Origin of the sequence: Rickettsiella endosymbiont of Dermanyssus gallinae, assembly GCF_019285595.1 — a bacterium.
Classification (GTDB): domain Bacteria; phylum Pseudomonadota; class Gammaproteobacteria; order Diplorickettsiales; family Diplorickettsiaceae; genus Rickettsiella_B.
Genome location: NZ_CP079094.1, coordinates 103,779 through 119,853, shown reverse-complemented (window position 1 = coordinate 119,853; position 16,075 = coordinate 103,779). Strand labels below are relative to the sequence as shown.

Sequence of the window (16,075 nt, the reverse complement as noted above, 5' to 3'; positions counted from 1 at the left end):
GACTGCTAGCAGCTTGGTTTTTAAAATATACGGTAAAAAGCATTTATTCTTTTTTACTCTCTCTTCCAAACCCGCCCTTAAAAGATAATAAAAAAACTGCTCTAACTGTTCGCAATCCCACCATTTAGCAACGTAGGCCTCACCTAAGCCTAAAATGGGATCCTTTAAAATACGATGATAAAACGCTTGGTTATAGACCTGAATATCTGACGGCTTTTTACCATTAACAGTCATTCCAGCCTCAAGTAACAATTCTTGAACACATTTTTTAGCGCGCTGTAAATCCATTAAAACAACCTACTATAAAAAATGCCTAAAAAGGCCTCAGTAGTCTTACAACAAATAACAAGTTACGTTATAGTTCATTCTCACGTAATTATTATGACTGTAATTAATATCAAACTATGTCTACGAACGTCTTGATAAAAAATCTACTTTCCAAGTCGCTTTATGAGCATTCTGCTGCTCAACCCCGACTCATCGAAACACATGTTTCTTGGGTTATTTTGACAGGGCAATATGCCTATAAAATAAAAAAGCCCGTTGATTTTGGATTTTTAGATTTCTCTACTTTAGAAAAGCGAAAACATTTCTGTGAAGAAGAGTTACGATTAGGTCAACAATTTGCTTCAGAAATTTATCTGAATATCGTACCTATTACAGGAACATTGGATCATCCACAGATTAATGGCACAGGCCCTATTTTAGAATATGCCATCAAGATGCTAGAATTTCCACAAGAAAACTTATTAAGTACATTATTAAAACAAGGCGGCTTGACAGAGAATATCATTGATCAACTCAGCAAATTAATAGCAGAGTTTCATAAAAAAACACCCGTCGCTACAAAAGAATCCCGTTTTGGACAACCTGAAGAGGTTCATGCACCAACCAAGCAAAATTTCGAACAAATAGCGCCTCTATTAACCAAAGCTGCCGATATCGAACAATTAAAGCGCTTAGAACTATGGTCTGAACAACAATTTAAACAATTTCAGAGCTTACTACAGTCAAGAAAAGACCAGGGTTTTATTCGTGATTGCCATGGCGATCTCCATTTAGCCAATATCATTTTTTATAAAAACAAGCCGATTCTTTTTGATCGCCTAGAATTCAATGAAGATTTAAGATGGACAGATGTCATTGCAGATCTGGCTTTTTTAATGATGGATTTAACAGAAAAAAAACAAATAGGTTTTTCGAATCAACTTGTTAACACTTACCTCCATTATACGGAAGACTACGAAGGACTTGCCTTATTACCTTATTATCTTGCTTATCGCGCGGTGGTACGGGCTAAAATTGCTTTATTTCGGTTAAAGGAAGAAAAACTGGGTGATGCAGAGAAAAAAGAAATACAAAACGATTACTATAATTTTATTAACCTCGCAGAATCCTACACACACTCAGCAAAACCTTCCCTCATTATCACGCATGGCTTTGCTGGCTCTGGAAAAACAACGCTTGCAAAAGAATGTGTTAAATATTGTGGTGCCATTCAAATAAGTTCTGACATTATACGCAAAAATCTATTTGATATACCCTTACATGGTCGCTCCAATTCTGGTTTAAATAGTGGCATTTATACGGCTGAAGCAACAAAAGCGACCTATAAAAAACTTAGCGATTTAGCAGAAATAATTATTAAAGCCGGTTTCACAACGCTTGTTGACGCGACTTTTCTTAAGCATTCGCAACGAACTTGCTTTTATTCCTTGGCAGAAAAAATGCAAATACCTTTTTACATATTGCATTGCCAAGTCAATAACACTGAGATAGAACAACGAATTAAGAGTCGTTTAAATAAACCTAATAGTGTTTCTGAAGCAGATTTAACTATTTTAATAGAACAGAAAAAAAATAATGAACCGTTAACCAGCTTAGAAAAAGAACATACGCTCCTAATTAAGGATAAACAAACTTTATCAAAAAGCATTTTAGATAAAATTTGCCCGCACGCTAATTTTGATGCACTATCGTAATAAATTTAAAGAGGAATATTTTATGTTTGATATGAATTTTATCAATGATATAGCCAAACAATTTAGTGATAAACTCCCTCCCGGCGCAAAAAAATTCAAGCATGATCTTGATAAAAATTTTCGTGCTGTCGTACAAAGCATGCTTGCTAAACTCGACTTAGTAACCCGCGAAGAGTTTAATGCCCAGAAAGGCGTTTTAACAAAAACTCGTGCTAAAATAAATGCCTTAGCAAAACAATTAGAACAATTAGAAGAACATATTCCAAAGGCAAAGTTAAACAAAAAGAATAAATAAGACCCTTTTCGAATCCTGGGCTTACAACAACAAAAACTATACTCACAGCAATGGGATTTTTGGCAAGGCACCGTGAAATTGAGCGGGAACGCAGACAAAAATTCAAGTGCGAAGAGTGTATGTTCGCTAAAAAATAATAGTAAGAAGGAACTGCACCATGTCATTAGCTGTTGTGCAAACACGTGCAAGCGCGGGGATTAAAGGCCCTGCGGTTAGTGTTGAAACCCATATTTCCAATGGCTTGCCTAGTTTATCTATCGTTGGCCTAGCCGAAAAAGAAGTAAAAGAAAGTCGGGATAGAGTACGCAGTGCGATTTTAAACTCCCGATTTGAATTCCCAATTCGACGGATTACCATCAATCTTGCCCCTGCAGATCTACCCAAACAAGGTGGACGCTTTGACTTAGCCATTGCGTTAGGAATTCTAGCGGCTTCTAAGCAAATTCCCAAAGACACACTTGGAGATTATGAGTTTATTGGTGAATTAGGCTTATCCGGTGAATTACGTCCTGTTTCAGCTATATTACCTTTTGCACTCGAAGCCTATAAAGCAAATCACAAAATTATATTGCGCGCCGATAATGCATTAGAGGCTAGTTTAAGCCAACATACCATTCTATTACCGGCAAAAAATATTTTACAAATCTGTTCACATCTTCATGGTCAAGTGAGTCGCTATGCTCCCGAAGAATTTCGGCCATCGTGTCCCCGAAATTCGTTCGCATGACGCGACTGAAATTAGGCCGCGATACGTCCTGCGTCCGGCACGCACTCACTCCTTCGGAGTTCATGCCCGTGCCTCCCACAAATGACTTTACGGCGTGATGCGTTTCCTGCTTCGCCCGTCAACGCACGCCTATCGCGGGCTCTTCGACTTCGCATTGCTTTCACAATGCTTTCCTGTCTCATCGAAAGAATTTTTATCGCCTTATAAACGCGAGTTTGAAGCCGCTAACACTAATATCATTCAAACAGATTTAGCAGATGTTTTTGGACAATTACATGCAAAACGTGCACTCGAAATCGCTGCCAGCGGCAAACATAGCTTGTTACTGATAGGCCCACCGGGTACTGGAAAAACGATGTTAGCGACTCGTTTAATGGGTTTATTACCTCCATTGAACGATGAAGAAGCCTTAGAAATAGCAACCGTTCGATCTATTTCAGGAAAAGAATTTAAGCTTCGCGATTGGAAATCAGCACCTTTTCGTTCGCCCCATCATACGGCTTCTAGTATTGCACTCGTTGGTGGTGGCAGCCCGCCTAGGCCAGGCGAAATTTCCTTAGCACATCAAGGCGTTTTATTTCTCGATGAACTAACCGAATTTAATAGACAAGTTTTGGAGTCTTTACGCGAACCATTAGAATCGGGCACCATTACTATTTCACGTGCCGCTCGTCAGGCCGAGTTCCCAGCTAACTTTCAACTCATCGCTGCGATGAACCCTTGTCCTTGCGGCTACTTAGGGAGCACAACAAATCGTTGTGAATGCTCTACAACACATATTCAACGTTATCACAAAAAACTATCTGGACCTTTTTTGGATCGCATCGATATGCAAGTTGGAGTCGATCTCATCGCTAAAAATAATTTCTTGAAAAAATTACCCTCGGAAAGAAGTGAAACAGTTAGGGCTCGCGTGCAAAAAGCGCGCGAAAAACAATATTATGATCGAGGGGCATTAAATAATAATTTATCAGGCAAAGCCTTAGAAAAAGCTTGTAAACTTTCTAAAAAAGATCAAACCATACTAGAAAAAGCCTTTGCCAAATTTCAACTTTCAGCACGTGCCTGCCACCGTATTTTACGCGTTGCCAGAACTATTGCTGATTTAACAGGCTGTGAACAAATACAAACGCCTCATCTTATGGAGGCGCTGAGCTATAGAAAATCACAATTTCACTCTAAATGACAAAAAAATAGTTAACCTTTCCTAAAGATATCTTGCTAAGAAACGCTCTGTTTCTTTTTTAAATAAAAAAACACTATTTTCACCAAATGATTTTTTGGATAATTTATAGCGTAAATTAGTATTTTTTAAATTTAAGCTATAGAAGGAAAGGGCAAATCCGAGCCTAGATAATAATAATAAAAACTATATAATAAGGTCGTTTATCTATGGAATTATTTAATATGGATCATTGTGCTACCTATACAGCGGATGGCTGGAATAACCAATTTCAAGAACATGAACAAAAAACAGCCTTAACTGATTTAGAGTCTGGAAAAATTCTTTATTGCCCACAACTCAGCTTTAAATTAAATCCGGAAGAACAACCCTTATTTATTCCTTACTGCGCGGGGAAAAAAACTAAAAATATTAGCTTCAACCCAAATACAGACACATTACGCGGCATACAAACCACTCAAAAACACCAATTACAATTAAAAATTATGCTAGCGCGTTTTTCACGCCACGCAACCCACTTCATTAAAACACTCTTTCCTCATTATGCCAGCACGTTAAATATAGGCCGTCCCAGCTATCGCCCCGTGCAAATAAAAAACCGGAAAACCTCCCCACGTAAAGATGATAGCCGTCTACATGTTGATGCTTTTCCAGCTAGTCCCAATCAAGGGAAACGTATCTTAAGGCTCTTCTGTAATATCAACCCTTATGGAGAGCACCGTGTCTGGCGGGTTGGTGAACCTTTCCCTTCTGTTGCAAAACAATTCCTACCAAAAGTTTCAAAACCCATACCTGGCAGCGCTAAATTTTTACATTGGGTAGGTATCACTAAAAGCATTCGTAGCCATTACGATCATATCATGCTGCAAATCCATGACCGTATGAAGCTCGACACCAACTACCAAAAGCGGGTAGAGTACACAGAATTGCGTTTTCCGCCTGGTAGCAGCTGGATTGTTTCCACCGACCAAGTTTCACACGCTGCCATCTCAGGTCAATATATACTTGAACAAACCTTTTATTTACCGGTTACTGCGATGAAAAACCCTGAAACAGCACCGCTGCATATTCTCGAAAACCTAATAGGTCATCGTCTAATTTAACGTATTTACTTCCCAAAATATGTCGTTGCTTAAATCTACATTAAATTTACTTTCAGACGGTAAATTCCATTCAGAAAAAGAAATTAGCCATTTTTTAGGTCTACCTGGTTGTATTATTCCTGATACCTTACAGCAGCTGTTAGACCCTAGTATTCCTTTAGAAAAACTTGAAGATAAAGGCTATCGTATCCCTGGAGGATTAGAATTACTCCATGAAAAATTAATTTTCAATGAACTTGGCCATGCTAATTCCTTACTTAAACAGTTAGAAATTTTAAGCGAGGTCAATTCTACGAGTACCTATCTCCTAGAAAAAAAAGCGACTTCAAAAACAATAGCTGTTTTTGCGGAACAGCAAACGGCGGGACGAGGTCAATTTAATCGCCCCTGGTCATCACCCGGTTTTGGAAAAAATATCGCTTTATCTATCTTATATCACTTACCCGACAAGCCAAATCAATTAAACGGCTTAAGCTTAGTCATGGGTATTGCCGTTGTCCAAGCTTTGCAAGAATATGGCTTAAAAGAAATTAAACTTAAATGGCCAAATGATATTCTCCACCATGCTAAAAAATTAGCCGGGGTTTTAATTGAAATAAAAAGTTCGGCTAAACCTGGGTTTTCTTCTATTGTCATTGGTATTGGGCTCAATCTTTATAACCCCACTACGAACCCCCACGCCATTAACCAAGCGGTTACGGATATTCATTCCATCCAAAAACTACCCCCTCAGCGCAATCGACTTGCCGGTTTGCTATTAAAAAATTGTTTAGTTGCACTTTCTGAATTTCAAAGCAAAGGCTTCTCAGCTTTCATAGAATCGTGGGATCAGCTGGATAACTTAAAAGATAAGTTCATTCGAATAGAAACCCCCAAAGAGTTACAAGAAGGGATTGCTCGTGGCGTTAATTCTCTGGGTCAGCTTTGCATTGAGATTGATGGAGAACAACGTTGTTTTAACAGTGGCGAAGTTCGTATACTACATAATTCTTGCCCTGAAAATTGCTAATTACGCTCAAATTGACTACAATTCGGGGTCCTTTCAGGTTCATGCCGAAATAGCTCAGCTGGTAGAGCAACTGATTTGTAATCAGCTATTTAAATTAAAAAATCATTAATAATCAGACACTTGCGGTACTTTGCAAACTTAATAACCCATTAAAAACCACGTCAATTTTGGTACATTCTATTTCAGCGTGGTACAATTCTGGTACATCAACTTTTTTAGAGCAATGCATAGAAAAGCCAGAAAAAGTCGCGCATAAATTTTAGAGGTAAATTAGAAGGAAACTGGAACTAATGTATAGTCGGGCTAAACTCTTCTATACAATAGCCTGTAATGTGTTGGATTTGCTCAGAAGACAACCCTTCTTCTAGTAGACATCGAGCTATACGCCAATTTTCTTTTTTTAAAGCCTCGTCACAAGCCCAATCAATTATTGCTAATAGCGCTTGTTGAACCTTTTCGGATATTTCAGAGTTAGCTCCAATTTTACTGATAATATCAGCCAACTCAGGACTAAGAGTATCCATAAATTTTCTTTTTTAATGGATATTAATTCTCTGTATAATACTTTTCAATCAAACCCATCACCGCATCTTCCGATAAGCCAGTAAGTCTTTGGATGGCTTTAGGTGGCATCTCATCAGCTAGCATTTTTTGAGCAATAGCAATAGCTCGGCGGTGCTCGCCTTTTTCAACACCTTGCTGTATGCCTTGTTTTAACCCATCTTCGCGTCCTAATTGTTCAATGCTAGTAATATAACTCACTTTTTTAGCCCCCTCTAATTCGTGTATTTTGGCTCTAAATTCTAATGCTAGTTCTCTTGGTATTACTAAAATCCAGTCTATCACTTTAAAGAGGTTTATTACATAACCCCTATTATAGCCTTTTTCATATAATCGTCTGGTTAGCCTGAATTTCATTTGAAATCGAGCTTCTGGGTCATTTTTTGTGTCTATAAAGGCAAGATGAGCCAATACAACGATAGCAAAGGGGTTGGTAGACTTATCTAAGTCTTGCTTTTTATTTTGATAATCTAATAGCTTATGGGTCTGAAAGTTAAAGGTCAATACAGGGAAATCCAAAACTTCAGTATAGTAATTCTTAGGATGCCAAGATTTGTTATCATCCGTTAGAATAGCTAGCGTTATAATGGGTTTTTTACGAAGCTCGAATAAACGGTAATAATATTGAAATAAGCGTATAGGGAACTTATCCTCTTTTTTGCCTTGAATTTCGACGTGTGCTAATACAGTTTGCTCAAATCCATTAAGTGATTTTACTTTGAATAGTTTATCTACAAAACGTTTGCCATCTTCAGCATCTGTAGTGATGGATTGGAGTTCTTTATCGAGGGCTGTGTAGCCATGAGACCAGTCTATTTTTTTAGCAATATCAGGATAGAAAAACTCTGTAAACTCTTGAAAGTAAGCATCTAAAACGTCTTTCCAAGCACTGTCCTGTTCTGATCTTATTTTTTTAGACATTTTTTATTCCTTATTTTTATTGGTAGAAAAAATTTTACCAAATATTATCTAAAGGATAATTTTTAACCTAAATATTAGACAATAAATTATTTTTCAATATATTTTTTAAGGGCTTTTACTGCTAGAGCATTTACAGATATGTCTTCATCTAAAGCACGTCGTTTTAGCGCTTTATGAAGACTTTTAGATAACCCAACGTTCATTCTAATAATAGGATCATCACTATTTAATTTAGCTTTGTTACCAGAATCTTTCATACAGTTAAGCCTTTTCCAAAACACTCATACCTTAAGAGATATAGCATTATTGCATAAAAAATCAAATAAATTAAGATCGTCGATCACATAAAAACATATTTGCATTTTTGTGCAAATGTGCTAACATTAAAGGGGTTCATAAATAAAAGCGGCCCCCAAGGTCTGATACACCTTGGGGCTAGCACAACCAACTGTTAGGAGTTAGTCATGACCGCAGAAGTCAGTTTAGATCGATCCGTCCAAATTCAGCAACATTTAGCTGAGCTTATCCATCGAACAAAAGAGCTTGGGAAGCAAGTCCATTCATTGGACACGCTTATTTTGCCTCAGCTTACCCAATTAGCACATCAATTAGAAAAAGAGAAAAAATACGCCCGGAAGTTTAGCCCTCTTTATGATAGGGAAAAGTTTTGTCAAATTATTGAACAATCCCTGTCACAACTTAATAGAAAGCTTTTACGGCTTTTCTTTGAAACCCGATTATTTGAAAAAACTGTACAGAATTATCAAGCCACCGTTCATCAAGTTAAATCGGAGGTGGCTAATGGCTAACTCTACAGCAAATGATATTTACTCTCGCATCTACAAAAATTTAATCAAACTAATCCCAGATATTGAGGAATTAGAATTAGGAGATGGCTTAATAAGCTGTTCTATCAAGCCTATGTCGATGGATTTACATTTAGATGTACTAAAAAGAAACGAAGAAAAAATAATAATTTCTTTAGCGCACTATTACAAAACCGAATGGGGAGATTTTGCAGCCTGTATTGATATGCAAATTTGTATTTTGCTTAAAAAGCATATGGCCGAAGTATTAGCGTATCAAGATAGGTGGACTTATCAAAGGGTTTATGTTGGTAATCGCGTTTATCCGAAGCGCAAAAAAGAATTTAACTCCTATTTGAACCAATGGCTAAGAGATTGTCTTAAGCAAGGACATTGCTTGAAGCAAGAAAAGGAGGTAAATCATGGATAATGTCATACCCAATATGGCACTTAACAATTCTAGTATTAGGTTCCATGCTAGTGCATTAACTCCTAGTAAGAATCACATGGAACCTGGAATTTACGATATTTCTAACGAAGCTTACCACCGAGGCTCTGGTATTAGCCGCAGTGGTTTGATGGAAATTAAAAAGCATTCTCCCTATCACTATTGGTATAAGTACCTGAATTCTGAGTATGTAGCAGAACCTGCTACACCGGCACAACTACTTGGTAATGCGTTACATACTTTTATTTTAGAGCCTAAAAAATTTGAAAAACAATTTTTTATCTTACCGAAATTTGACAAAAGAACTAAGGCTGGCGCAGAACGTTGGCAACACATCCAAAAAGATTTAGGTAATAAAGTTGTACTTAGTGAATTGCAATATCAAGAATTGCAAGCAATGGCAGACAGTTTTAAAAAGAATAAAATTGCTTGTCAACTGATTGAAAATGCACAAATAGAACAGTCTCTTTATTGGACTGATCCTAGTACCGATACTTTATGTAAATGCAGACCTGATATTTTGCGGTCATCCTTGGTGGCTGATTTAAAGACCACGCAAGATGGCTCAGCTTTTTCTTTTTCTAAAGCTATTTACGATTATGGTTATCATATTCAAGCTGCCATGATTCGAGAAGCATTAAGACAAATTAAACAAATAGACGTCACATCCTTCTGGTTTATTGTAATAGAAAAATCACCCCCTTATGTGGTTTCCACCTATAAATTAGATGAAATCTCCTTAAAAAAAGGCTACGAGGAATTTAAATACCTGATTGCTCGTTATAAGCATTGTTTAGCTGCCAATGATTGGCCTGCTTATGAAACGCAAGAAATATCCCTACCCAAATACGCATTTAATTAGGAGAATAATATGTTACCCACTATACAAACCAATAATTTATTACTCAGCGTTGCCGAAATGGATCAGGTAATGAAATTGGCCGATAGATTTTCTAAAAGTAATTGTGTTCCTAAAGAATATCAAAATAACCCTGCAAATACATTTATAGCTATTTTAATGGGATTAGAGGTAGGTTTAAAACCAGCACAAGCAGTGCAAGGCATTGCTGTAATTAATGGTCGCCCCTGTATTTGGGGCGATACATTGATAGGTTTAGTGCAAGCCTCCGGCCAATTAGAATATATCAAAGAAACAATAGAAGGCGATATCAAGACCAATGCAATAGCTACTTGCATTATAAAGCGCAAGGGTATGCCTAATGAAATAATAAGAACTTTTAGCGTACAAGATGCGGAACGTGCTGGGTTATTAAAAAAATCTGGTACATGGCAACTATACCCTCAACGTATGTTACAAGTTCGTCCGAGAAGTTGGGGGCTACGAGATACTTTTGCTGACATACTGCGTGGATTATACATCCGCGAAGAAGTCGAAGATTATCCAGTAGAGAAAGATATTACCCCTATCAATAAAAGCCAAATTCTAGTGGAAAAATTGCAGCAGCAATTAAATAAGGAAGTTCAACCAACTATTTTAGAGAATAGCACCATTGAGCAAGAAGCTGTTATCGAGGCAATCAATCAATCTGAATGGCCGAATGAAAGCCCACCCATAGATGATTCAGAACAAGAAAAAATAAAAGAGGAATTACCAGTTATGCCAATAGGCAAATATAAGGGTAACCGCCTGGATGAAATACCTGAAAATTATTTGAAATGGTTAGCGGCCAACAGTCAAGAATACAAACCATTAGCTGAACAAGAACTTGCTAGAAGAAAGACACACTAATCACAACTAACTTATTAGGAGACTAAAATATGAAAATCTACACCAATACATTAAACCCAAGCAGCGAATATTACTTAAGCCAAAAAATAGACCGCCTCGAAGCAACAATTTATAAGATTAAGAATTCCCTTCTTAAATGGGGTATTGGCCTAGCCTTTATCCTGGCCATTTCGGAAGGCTTGGTGGTTTACATATTATTTCACTCTTAAAGGAGAAAAGAATAAATAACATCAATTAATAAACATTAATTACTAAACCGGTCAAACCCCAATTAAGGGGGACAGCGAATCAGGTGCTATCAACACCCTATCGCTGTCTGACCACTTATCTCAACAACTAAGACTAAGTTAGGAGTGAGTATCATGGCTACGCCAAATATAGATCGTTTTGCGATCTTAAACAAATTATCTGAAGAAGAAAAATTTTGGAGAGGATTTGCAAAAACTTTTCTTGAATATTTGGACACACTTTCTACAGAAAAGCGTATTAAAGAAATGGAGTCTCTTTTGTATGAAACTGAAGTTAAACAAATTATAACCCTTGATCAACGTTTAACAGAACAAGAAAGTAAGTGTCTGTATCTTTCTTATAAAGGCAAAAACATACAAGAAACCGCAAGCATTTTAAAAATTGCCCCTAAAACTGTCGAAGGACATAGGTCAAATTTACGTAAAAAACTCCGTGTAAAAACAATGGAACAAGCCGTAGGAATCGGTATTAAATATTTAAGTTATATGACTAAGGTAAAAATTACCCCGTGCTAGCACGGGGTAATTTAGCTTTAAAAATAACCAATTCGATTGGTGTAATGTTAGATTTAGAATGAATTACGCAGAAATAAAGCAGAATTAGTTGCTATTAAATGTTTGGATTAATAATTAAAGCATAAAGTACCCCCGTGCCAGCACGGGTAGTTATGGTTTTTTCATCACTACATAATAATTTTTATGTAGAAGCTATGATATGGAGAAGAGCTAATGCCGAATGAGTTTCAGATTTTTGTTGAAAAAATGATAGATAATACAAAACGACAAAAGCAGTTTTTGTATGCCGCAATAGTCCAAGATTTTTTAAATTTCTTAGGCATTCCTTTTCCAACGGAAAAACAACGGCGTGTAGTTGAAAATTTAGTGTATGGGCGGTATATCTATGACGATTTTACCTATCATTCTCCTCTATCTTTAATGCAGCACAAATACCTTTATTTAGCATCAGAAGGTTATAGCCTTGAATACACAGCAGCCATATTAGCTCGTTCTCCTCGTCAGCTTGAAAATATCCGTGCAGAACTTTTTAAAATATTGAATTGTAGAAATATTCCGCACTGCGTCAAAAAGGGCATGGAAAAAAAATTAATTTTTTAATTTAATTTTACTTCGGTATTTACCGAAATAAGGAAAAGCAATAAAAAACAAGGCGTTATGGTTAAAAACGATGAAAAATTGAACATATTATACCCATTTTATGCCAATTTACTTCGGGGTTTACCCAACTTACTAAATATAATTTATATGGTCATAATTTGTATATGCAGCGAATTTAATAATAAGGAATTAACATGGAACAGCAAGAAATAGTAGAAATGCCAATAATAAAAGAAGTCTTATTGATAGAAGATTCCAATACTCACATAAAATTATTTTGCAAAAACTTATGGAATTTAAATTTTCAGGTAGAAATAGCAAAAGATTCATTGACGACAATTAAATTTTTACAGAGCAAAGCTTATACCTTAATTATAATGAACTTAGATTTATCGGATCAGCTAGGAGAAACTGTAATTAAAGAAGTTTGTCAAGGTGAACTTAATCAATCAACGCCCTTGATTATTTGTACTGCACATGCTGATTCAAAACAAAAACAAGAATGTATTGACTGGAAAGCTGATAAAGTCTTAACACACCGTGTCCAAATAGAAACACTTGAGAAAGCAATTGAAGACTGTTTTTTAACGAGAGGATATGAAAGAAAATTTGATCGTCAAGTTAAAACTCTAAATGAAAATTTAATAACAACTATAAAAACACTGACACTTCTTTCACAAAAATTTATCAGCGTCACAAATGAATATCAATGGTGGAAAAAAAATCATGTTTCTAAGGAAACATTAAATCCAGCTCATTAGTGGTTCAATCCATATTAATAAATTCAAAAAACTCAAAGGAAAATGTTACCAATAAATATTGGTTCATGGAAAATAATAAATGGATAGTAATACAAAAAAATTAACGCTTTGGTTTCCTCTCAGTTTGGTTCTTTATGAGATACCCTTATATTTATCAAATAATTTATTTTTATCAGCGTTCCCATCATTAAAACAGAGTTTTCATACTTCAAATTCAACTGTGGAATTAAGTATTACCTACTGGTTTCTTGGAGCATCAACGTTACAACTGATTTTAGGACCTCTTTCAGACCATTATGGCCATAAAAAAGTATTGTTGTCCGGCGGCATACTGTTCTTATTCGCCACATCGATGTGTGCTACGACCACTTCAATGACTTGGTTTTTAGTGGGTCGATTTTTGCAAGGCTGTGTAATTAGTACCATTTTGGTCACTGGGTATGCCATGATTCATGAGCTTTTAGATACCCAACAGGCAATTAAAATAAACTCTTGGATGGGTAGTATCACCGTGATGGTGCCTGCGGGAGCACCCTTATTAGGTGGTTTTTTATTGAATTATGGTATACATTGGCGCGGTTTATTTGCCGCTTTAATTGGGCTAGCCAGTTTAAGTTTGATAATGTTGTATATCTTTATGCCGCAAGATAAAAAAAAACCAGAAAGCCTTAAAATTAAGGGTATTATCAAAGATTATCATTTAGTATGTACAAATAGTAATTTTTGGGTTTATACCTTGTCTTTTTGTGGCTTATTGGCATCATTAGCGGCCTGGAATACCTTTAGCCCCTTTTATTTAATGGACTATTTACAGTTTAGTCTACTAGGGTTTGGTTATATACAAATGCTTATCTATGGAGGATTTATTTTGGGGTTAAATATTAATTCTAAATTAAGCCTCTCTATAGAACAGACCATTAAACGAGGTCTAGCTTTTTCGGTAATATTTTTAGGGTTCAGTTTTATATCATTTTTGTATATACCAAAAAATATTGTCCTTATTCTGATTTTCCTTACATTATTTACTTTTAGCGCAGGAGTCATCTTTTATTTACTAAGTCGGAAGGCTATGGAAACTACAAAAGCGCCTATGGGAACAAAGATGGCCGTTTTTTCCACAGCAATGAATCTATTTAGTTTCTTAGGGAGTTTCGAGGCTAGATTTTTACATTTTCAGTAAGACCTACATATCTTTTACCAAAAATGTAATTTACTTAAACTTAATCTTAATTAACATTAAAATAATAATATATGAGAATAAAAGCAAAAATACATGGGATGAATGATTTTTTTCGTAAAAATCCTAATAAAAAAAACCTCTCTATTGTAAATGTCATTAGTATGGATCAACCATCGCAATCGGGAGATAAATTTGAGTCCTTTACTAATTGTATTAATAATCTTAATAAGAAACACGGTGTAAAAAAACTAGTTATTATTCTGACCGATTTTTTACAGCGTCATTATGTAGGTTTAAACACGCAATTATCACCTAATGAAATTAAAAAGCTAGCTATAGAAAAAGGTAGTCATTGGGTAAAGAACAATAGAAAAGCATTAACCTTTCAGTTGGATATAAAAATCGACTTCCAAATCGTATACTGGGATAATGTAATAGGTAAAAAGGATTATAAAGACGCTTTTGCTAAAGTTAGTCATTTATACCAAACTGACGCGGCATTTAGAGGTATTGTAGATGAACTTTCTAAAAGCTATGCCGACAAACTTCTATATCGACATAAAGAAATAGCGAATCCCCCTAATTTTGAATCATGCTTTGATGCAGCAAAAAATTATTTATTAGAAGAGTCAGCTATTTGGGGACCGTTACTTAAACAAGATTTAGATTTTATTACTTATCCTGGAGGTAAGAATAAAGCAGTTGAATATACCTATAACCATTTATTTCAATCCGCAGAACATTCTTTACCTTGGCTAAAATATTCCTTTGAAAAGAGACATAGTGCATTTTCTGTTTTATCTGGTAAATTAGCCCATCGTGTTAGAAGTATGGATACGTTCTTTTTTTCTAAATGCAGGGAAAGATGGGGAGATTTAAAATCAAATTCTTACGGAGATAGGAGATATACTCGATGACAACCGATATTTATAGCGTATTACACTCATTAGGACCTCTTGAAGCTAATATTACAGAAAATTTACTTAGTTTACTACCTGGAAACGTTTTTGTAGTTGATCCGGAAGGTTACGTGCTATGGGGCAATCAACGGATGTTAGACACATTAAATTTGAAAGACCTTAAGGATTATGTAGGAAAACATATTGGTTATTGGGATAAATATAGCTGGGAATGCTGCCAAGAGATTATAAAATCAAAAAAGGAATTATCGGGTGAAGAGACTTATCAAGAAAAGTATTTTTTTACACGTAGAAAGCCTTTGTTGTCTTCTAGTGGTAAATTGCTTGCTATTCTTGGGTTAGCTTTAGATATAACTGAAAAAAAACGGGGTGAAATAGCTGAAAGGGCTAAACAAGCCTTTACAATGAATATGGCTCATGACATGCGAACACCTTTTTCAGGTATTGTAGGGCTTGCTCAACTTCAAGAAATGGGATCATTAAAAACACCTGAAGATGTGCGAACGTATGGAAAGATGATCAGTGAGTGCGGTACTCAAGTATTAGAGATACTAAATGCCGGTCTACATGCACTTGATGAAAACGAAATAGACATTATCAAAAAAGATAAAATAAATTTATATAAATTCGCTATAGAAATGCAAGAGCTTATAACTCCATCTATTTATATGGAAAAATTAAATTTTGAGTTAAATGTTGATAAAAATATAGGAGAAATTGTTACTGATAAAATTCGATTGAAACAAATTTTAACTAATCTTCTATCTAATGCAGTTAAGTTTACCCCTGAAGGTAAGGTTACTTTATCTTTTGAAAAAACAGATAAGTTAAAAATAACAGTATCTGATACGGGTATAGGCATTAATGAGGATGACCACGCACGCATATTCGACAAATTTGTAAAAATTAAACCTTCTTATAAAAGTCCAGTTTTTACAGGAACTGGAATGGGGCTATATCTTACCAAAAAATATGTAGAAGAACTTAATGGGAAAATCAGTTTAACGAGTAGCTTAGGAAACGGCTCAACCTTTGAAATAGAGATACCTTTGTTACATTAGGGAT

General features: G+C 35.6%; 20 protein-coding genes. 16 read left to right on the top strand and 4 right to left on the bottom strand.

Features of this window, described 5'->3' with window-relative positions:
* Positions 1 to 404 precede the first annotated feature (404 nt).
* From KX723_RS00610 to KX723_RS00600, 3 genes are all read left to right on the top strand, one after another.
* Positions 405 to 1,982 carry a bifunctional aminoglycoside phosphotransferase/ATP-binding protein gene (locus KX723_RS00610; RefSeq protein ID WP_218814210.1) on the top strand — a complete coding sequence of 526 codons (1,578 nt, stop codon included), beginning with the start codon at positions 405 to 407 and terminating at the stop codon, positions 1,980 to 1,982.
* Between the two features lie 22 nt (positions 1,983 to 2,004).
* Entirely contained in the window at positions 2,005 to 2,277 is a 273-nt protein-coding gene (locus KX723_RS00605; RefSeq protein ID WP_218814209.1) for an accessory factor UbiK family protein, read from the top strand.
* Between the two features lie 157 nt (positions 2,278 to 2,434).
* The gene (locus KX723_RS00600) at positions 2,435 to 3,004 is read left to right on the top strand and encodes a magnesium chelatase domain-containing protein (RefSeq protein ID WP_218814208.1); all 570 of its coding nucleotides are present in this window, start codon (positions 2,435 to 2,437) and stop codon (positions 3,002 to 3,004) included.
* An 11-nt stretch (positions 3,005 to 3,015) separates the two neighbouring features.
* On the opposite strand, the gene KX723_RS00595 is transcribed toward KX723_RS00600, so the two are convergent.
* Positions 3,016 to 3,186: a hypothetical protein gene (locus tag KX723_RS00595; RefSeq protein WP_218813323.1), complete on the bottom strand. Its 171-nt coding sequence runs from the start codon at positions 3,184 to 3,186 to the stop codon at positions 3,016 to 3,018.
* Here KX723_RS00595 and KX723_RS00590 point away from each other — a divergent pair.
* The 3 genes from KX723_RS00590 (at position 3,159) to KX723_RS00580 (ending at position 6,299) form a co-directional block, all read left to right on the top strand.
* Complete coding sequence (locus KX723_RS00590; protein ID WP_246562471.1) at positions 3,159 to 4,190, top strand: YifB family Mg chelatase-like AAA ATPase; 1,032 nt, start codon at positions 3,159 to 3,161, stop codon at positions 4,188 to 4,190. The genes KX723_RS00595 and KX723_RS00590 overlap by 28 nt on opposite strands.
* Positions 4,191 to 4,396: 206 nt before the next feature.
* Positions 4,397 to 5,290 carry a Kdo hydroxylase KdoO gene (gene kdoO, locus KX723_RS00585; protein ID WP_218814206.1) on the top strand — a complete coding sequence of 298 codons (894 nt, stop codon included), beginning with the start codon at positions 4,397 to 4,399 and terminating at the stop codon, positions 5,288 to 5,290.
* A 25-nt stretch (positions 5,291 to 5,315) separates the two neighbouring features.
* Entirely contained in the window at positions 5,316 to 6,299 is a 984-nt protein-coding gene (locus KX723_RS00580) for a biotin--[acetyl-CoA-carboxylase] ligase (RefSeq protein WP_218814205.1), read from the top strand.
* Between the two features lie 287 nt (positions 6,300 to 6,586).
* Here KX723_RS00580 and KX723_RS00575 read toward each other — a convergent pair whose 3' ends face one another.
* The 3 genes from KX723_RS00575 to KX723_RS00565 all read right to left on the bottom strand — a co-directional run bounded on the left by KX723_RS00575 (position 6,587) and on the right by KX723_RS00565 (position 8,038).
* Positions 6,587 to 6,823, bottom strand: coding sequence for a hypothetical protein (locus KX723_RS00575; RefSeq protein ID WP_218814204.1), 237 nt, complete (start codon positions 6,821 to 6,823; stop codon positions 6,587 to 6,589).
* Between the two features lie 22 nt (positions 6,824 to 6,845).
* Positions 6,846 to 7,781 carry an RpnC/YadD family protein gene (locus tag KX723_RS00570; protein WP_218814203.1) on the bottom strand — a complete coding sequence of 312 codons (936 nt, stop codon included), beginning with the start codon at positions 7,779 to 7,781 and terminating at the stop codon, positions 6,846 to 6,848.
* An 86-nt stretch (positions 7,782 to 7,867) separates the two neighbouring features.
* The gene (locus tag KX723_RS00565; RefSeq protein ID WP_218814202.1) at positions 7,868 to 8,038 is read right to left on the bottom strand and encodes a toxin-antitoxin system HicB family antitoxin; all 171 of its coding nucleotides are present in this window, start codon (positions 8,036 to 8,038) and stop codon (positions 7,868 to 7,870) included.
* A 207-nt stretch (positions 8,039 to 8,245) separates the two neighbouring features.
* Between KX723_RS00565 and KX723_RS00560 the strand changes: the two genes are divergently transcribed.
* The 10 genes from KX723_RS00560 (at position 8,246) to KX723_RS00515 (ending at position 16,071) form a co-directional block, all read left to right on the top strand.
* Entirely contained in the window at positions 8,246 to 8,590 is a 345-nt protein-coding gene (locus KX723_RS00560) for a hypothetical protein (RefSeq protein ID WP_218814201.1), read from the top strand.
* Entirely contained in the window at positions 8,583 to 9,017 is a 435-nt protein-coding gene (locus KX723_RS00555) for a DUF1249 domain-containing protein (protein WP_218814200.1), read from the top strand. The genes KX723_RS00560 and KX723_RS00555 overlap by 8 nt, the downstream gene beginning before the upstream one ends.
* Complete coding sequence (locus KX723_RS00550) at positions 9,010 to 9,897, top strand: PD-(D/E)XK nuclease-like domain-containing protein (RefSeq protein WP_246562470.1); 888 nt, start codon at positions 9,010 to 9,012, stop codon at positions 9,895 to 9,897. The genes KX723_RS00555 and KX723_RS00550 overlap by 8 nt, the downstream gene beginning before the upstream one ends.
* Positions 9,898 to 9,906: 9 nt before the next feature.
* Positions 9,907 to 10,785 (top strand): putative quorum-sensing-regulated virulence factor, encoded by an 879-nt coding sequence (locus KX723_RS00545; RefSeq protein ID WP_218814199.1) that lies wholly within the window; start codon positions 9,907 to 9,909, stop codon positions 10,783 to 10,785.
* A gap of 362 nt (positions 10,786 to 11,147) precedes the next feature.
* The gene (locus tag KX723_RS00540; protein ID WP_218814198.1) at positions 11,148 to 11,549 is read left to right on the top strand and encodes a helix-turn-helix transcriptional regulator; all 402 of its coding nucleotides are present in this window, start codon (positions 11,148 to 11,150) and stop codon (positions 11,547 to 11,549) included.
* A gap of 213 nt (positions 11,550 to 11,762) precedes the next feature.
* The gene (locus KX723_RS00535; protein WP_218814197.1) at positions 11,763 to 12,149 is read left to right on the top strand and encodes a helix-turn-helix domain-containing protein; all 387 of its coding nucleotides are present in this window, start codon (positions 11,763 to 11,765) and stop codon (positions 12,147 to 12,149) included.
* A 194-nt stretch (positions 12,150 to 12,343) separates the two neighbouring features.
* The gene (locus KX723_RS00530; protein WP_218814196.1) at positions 12,344 to 12,910 is read left to right on the top strand and encodes a response regulator; all 567 of its coding nucleotides are present in this window, start codon (positions 12,344 to 12,346) and stop codon (positions 12,908 to 12,910) included.
* 79 nt (positions 12,911 to 12,989) lie between these two features.
* A complete protein-coding gene (locus KX723_RS00525; protein WP_218814195.1) occupies positions 12,990 to 14,090 on the top strand; it encodes an MFS transporter in 1,101 nt (366 codons plus the stop codon).
* A 71-nt stretch (positions 14,091 to 14,161) separates the two neighbouring features.
* Complete coding sequence (locus KX723_RS00520; protein WP_218814194.1) at positions 14,162 to 15,007, top strand: hypothetical protein; 846 nt, start codon at positions 14,162 to 14,164, stop codon at positions 15,005 to 15,007.
* A complete protein-coding gene (locus KX723_RS00515) occupies positions 15,004 to 16,071 on the top strand; it encodes a PAS domain-containing sensor histidine kinase (RefSeq protein ID WP_218814193.1) in 1,068 nt (355 codons plus the stop codon). The genes KX723_RS00520 and KX723_RS00515 overlap by 4 nt, the downstream gene beginning before the upstream one ends.
* The last annotated feature ends 4 nt before the right edge of the window (positions 16,072 to 16,075 follow it).

Excerpts from the sequence above, each read along its gene's own strand:
- KX723_RS00610 (WP_218814210.1), top strand. The coding sequence starts at position 405 with ATGTCTACGAACGTCTTGATAAAAAATCTACTTTCCAAGTCGCTTTAT.
- KX723_RS00605 (WP_218814209.1), top strand. The coding sequence starts at position 2,005 with ATGTTTGATATGAATTTTATCAATGATATAGCCAAACAATTTAGTGAT.
- KX723_RS00600 (WP_218814208.1), top strand. The coding sequence starts at position 2,435 with ATGTCATTAGCTGTTGTGCAAACACGTGCAAGCGCGGGGATTAAAGGC.
- KX723_RS00595 (WP_218813323.1), bottom strand. The coding sequence starts at position 3,186 with ATGAGACAGGAAAGCATTGTGAAAGCAATGCGAAGTCGAAGAGCCCGC.
- kdoO (WP_218814206.1), top strand. The coding sequence starts at position 4,397 with ATGGAATTATTTAATATGGATCATTGTGCTACCTATACAGCGGATGGC.
- KX723_RS00575 (WP_218814204.1), bottom strand. The coding sequence starts at position 6,823 with ATGGATACTCTTAGTCCTGAGTTGGCTGATATTATCAGTAAAATTGGA.
- KX723_RS00570 (WP_218814203.1), bottom strand. The coding sequence starts at position 7,781 with ATGTCTAAAAAAATAAGATCAGAACAGGACAGTGCTTGGAAAGACGTT.
- KX723_RS00565 (WP_218814202.1), bottom strand. The coding sequence starts at position 8,038 with ATGAAAGATTCTGGTAACAAAGCTAAATTAAATAGTGATGATCCTATT.
- KX723_RS00560 (WP_218814201.1), top strand. The coding sequence starts at position 8,246 with ATGACCGCAGAAGTCAGTTTAGATCGATCCGTCCAAATTCAGCAACAT.
- KX723_RS00555 (WP_218814200.1), top strand. The coding sequence starts at position 8,583 with ATGGCTAACTCTACAGCAAATGATATTTACTCTCGCATCTACAAAAAT.
- KX723_RS00550 (WP_246562470.1), top strand. The coding sequence starts at position 9,010 with ATGGATAATGTCATACCCAATATGGCACTTAACAATTCTAGTATTAGG.
- KX723_RS00545 (WP_218814199.1), top strand. The coding sequence starts at position 9,907 with ATGTTACCCACTATACAAACCAATAATTTATTACTCAGCGTTGCCGAA.
- KX723_RS00540 (WP_218814198.1), top strand. The coding sequence starts at position 11,148 with ATGGCTACGCCAAATATAGATCGTTTTGCGATCTTAAACAAATTATCT.
- KX723_RS00535 (WP_218814197.1), top strand. The coding sequence starts at position 11,763 with ATGCCGAATGAGTTTCAGATTTTTGTTGAAAAAATGATAGATAATACA.
- KX723_RS00530 (WP_218814196.1), top strand. The coding sequence starts at position 12,344 with ATGGAACAGCAAGAAATAGTAGAAATGCCAATAATAAAAGAAGTCTTA.
- KX723_RS00525 (WP_218814195.1), top strand. The coding sequence starts at position 12,990 with ATGGATAGTAATACAAAAAAATTAACGCTTTGGTTTCCTCTCAGTTTG.
- KX723_RS00520 (WP_218814194.1), top strand. The coding sequence starts at position 14,162 with ATGAGAATAAAAGCAAAAATACATGGGATGAATGATTTTTTTCGTAAA.
- KX723_RS00515 (WP_218814193.1), top strand. The coding sequence starts at position 15,004 with ATGACAACCGATATTTATAGCGTATTACACTCATTAGGACCTCTTGAA.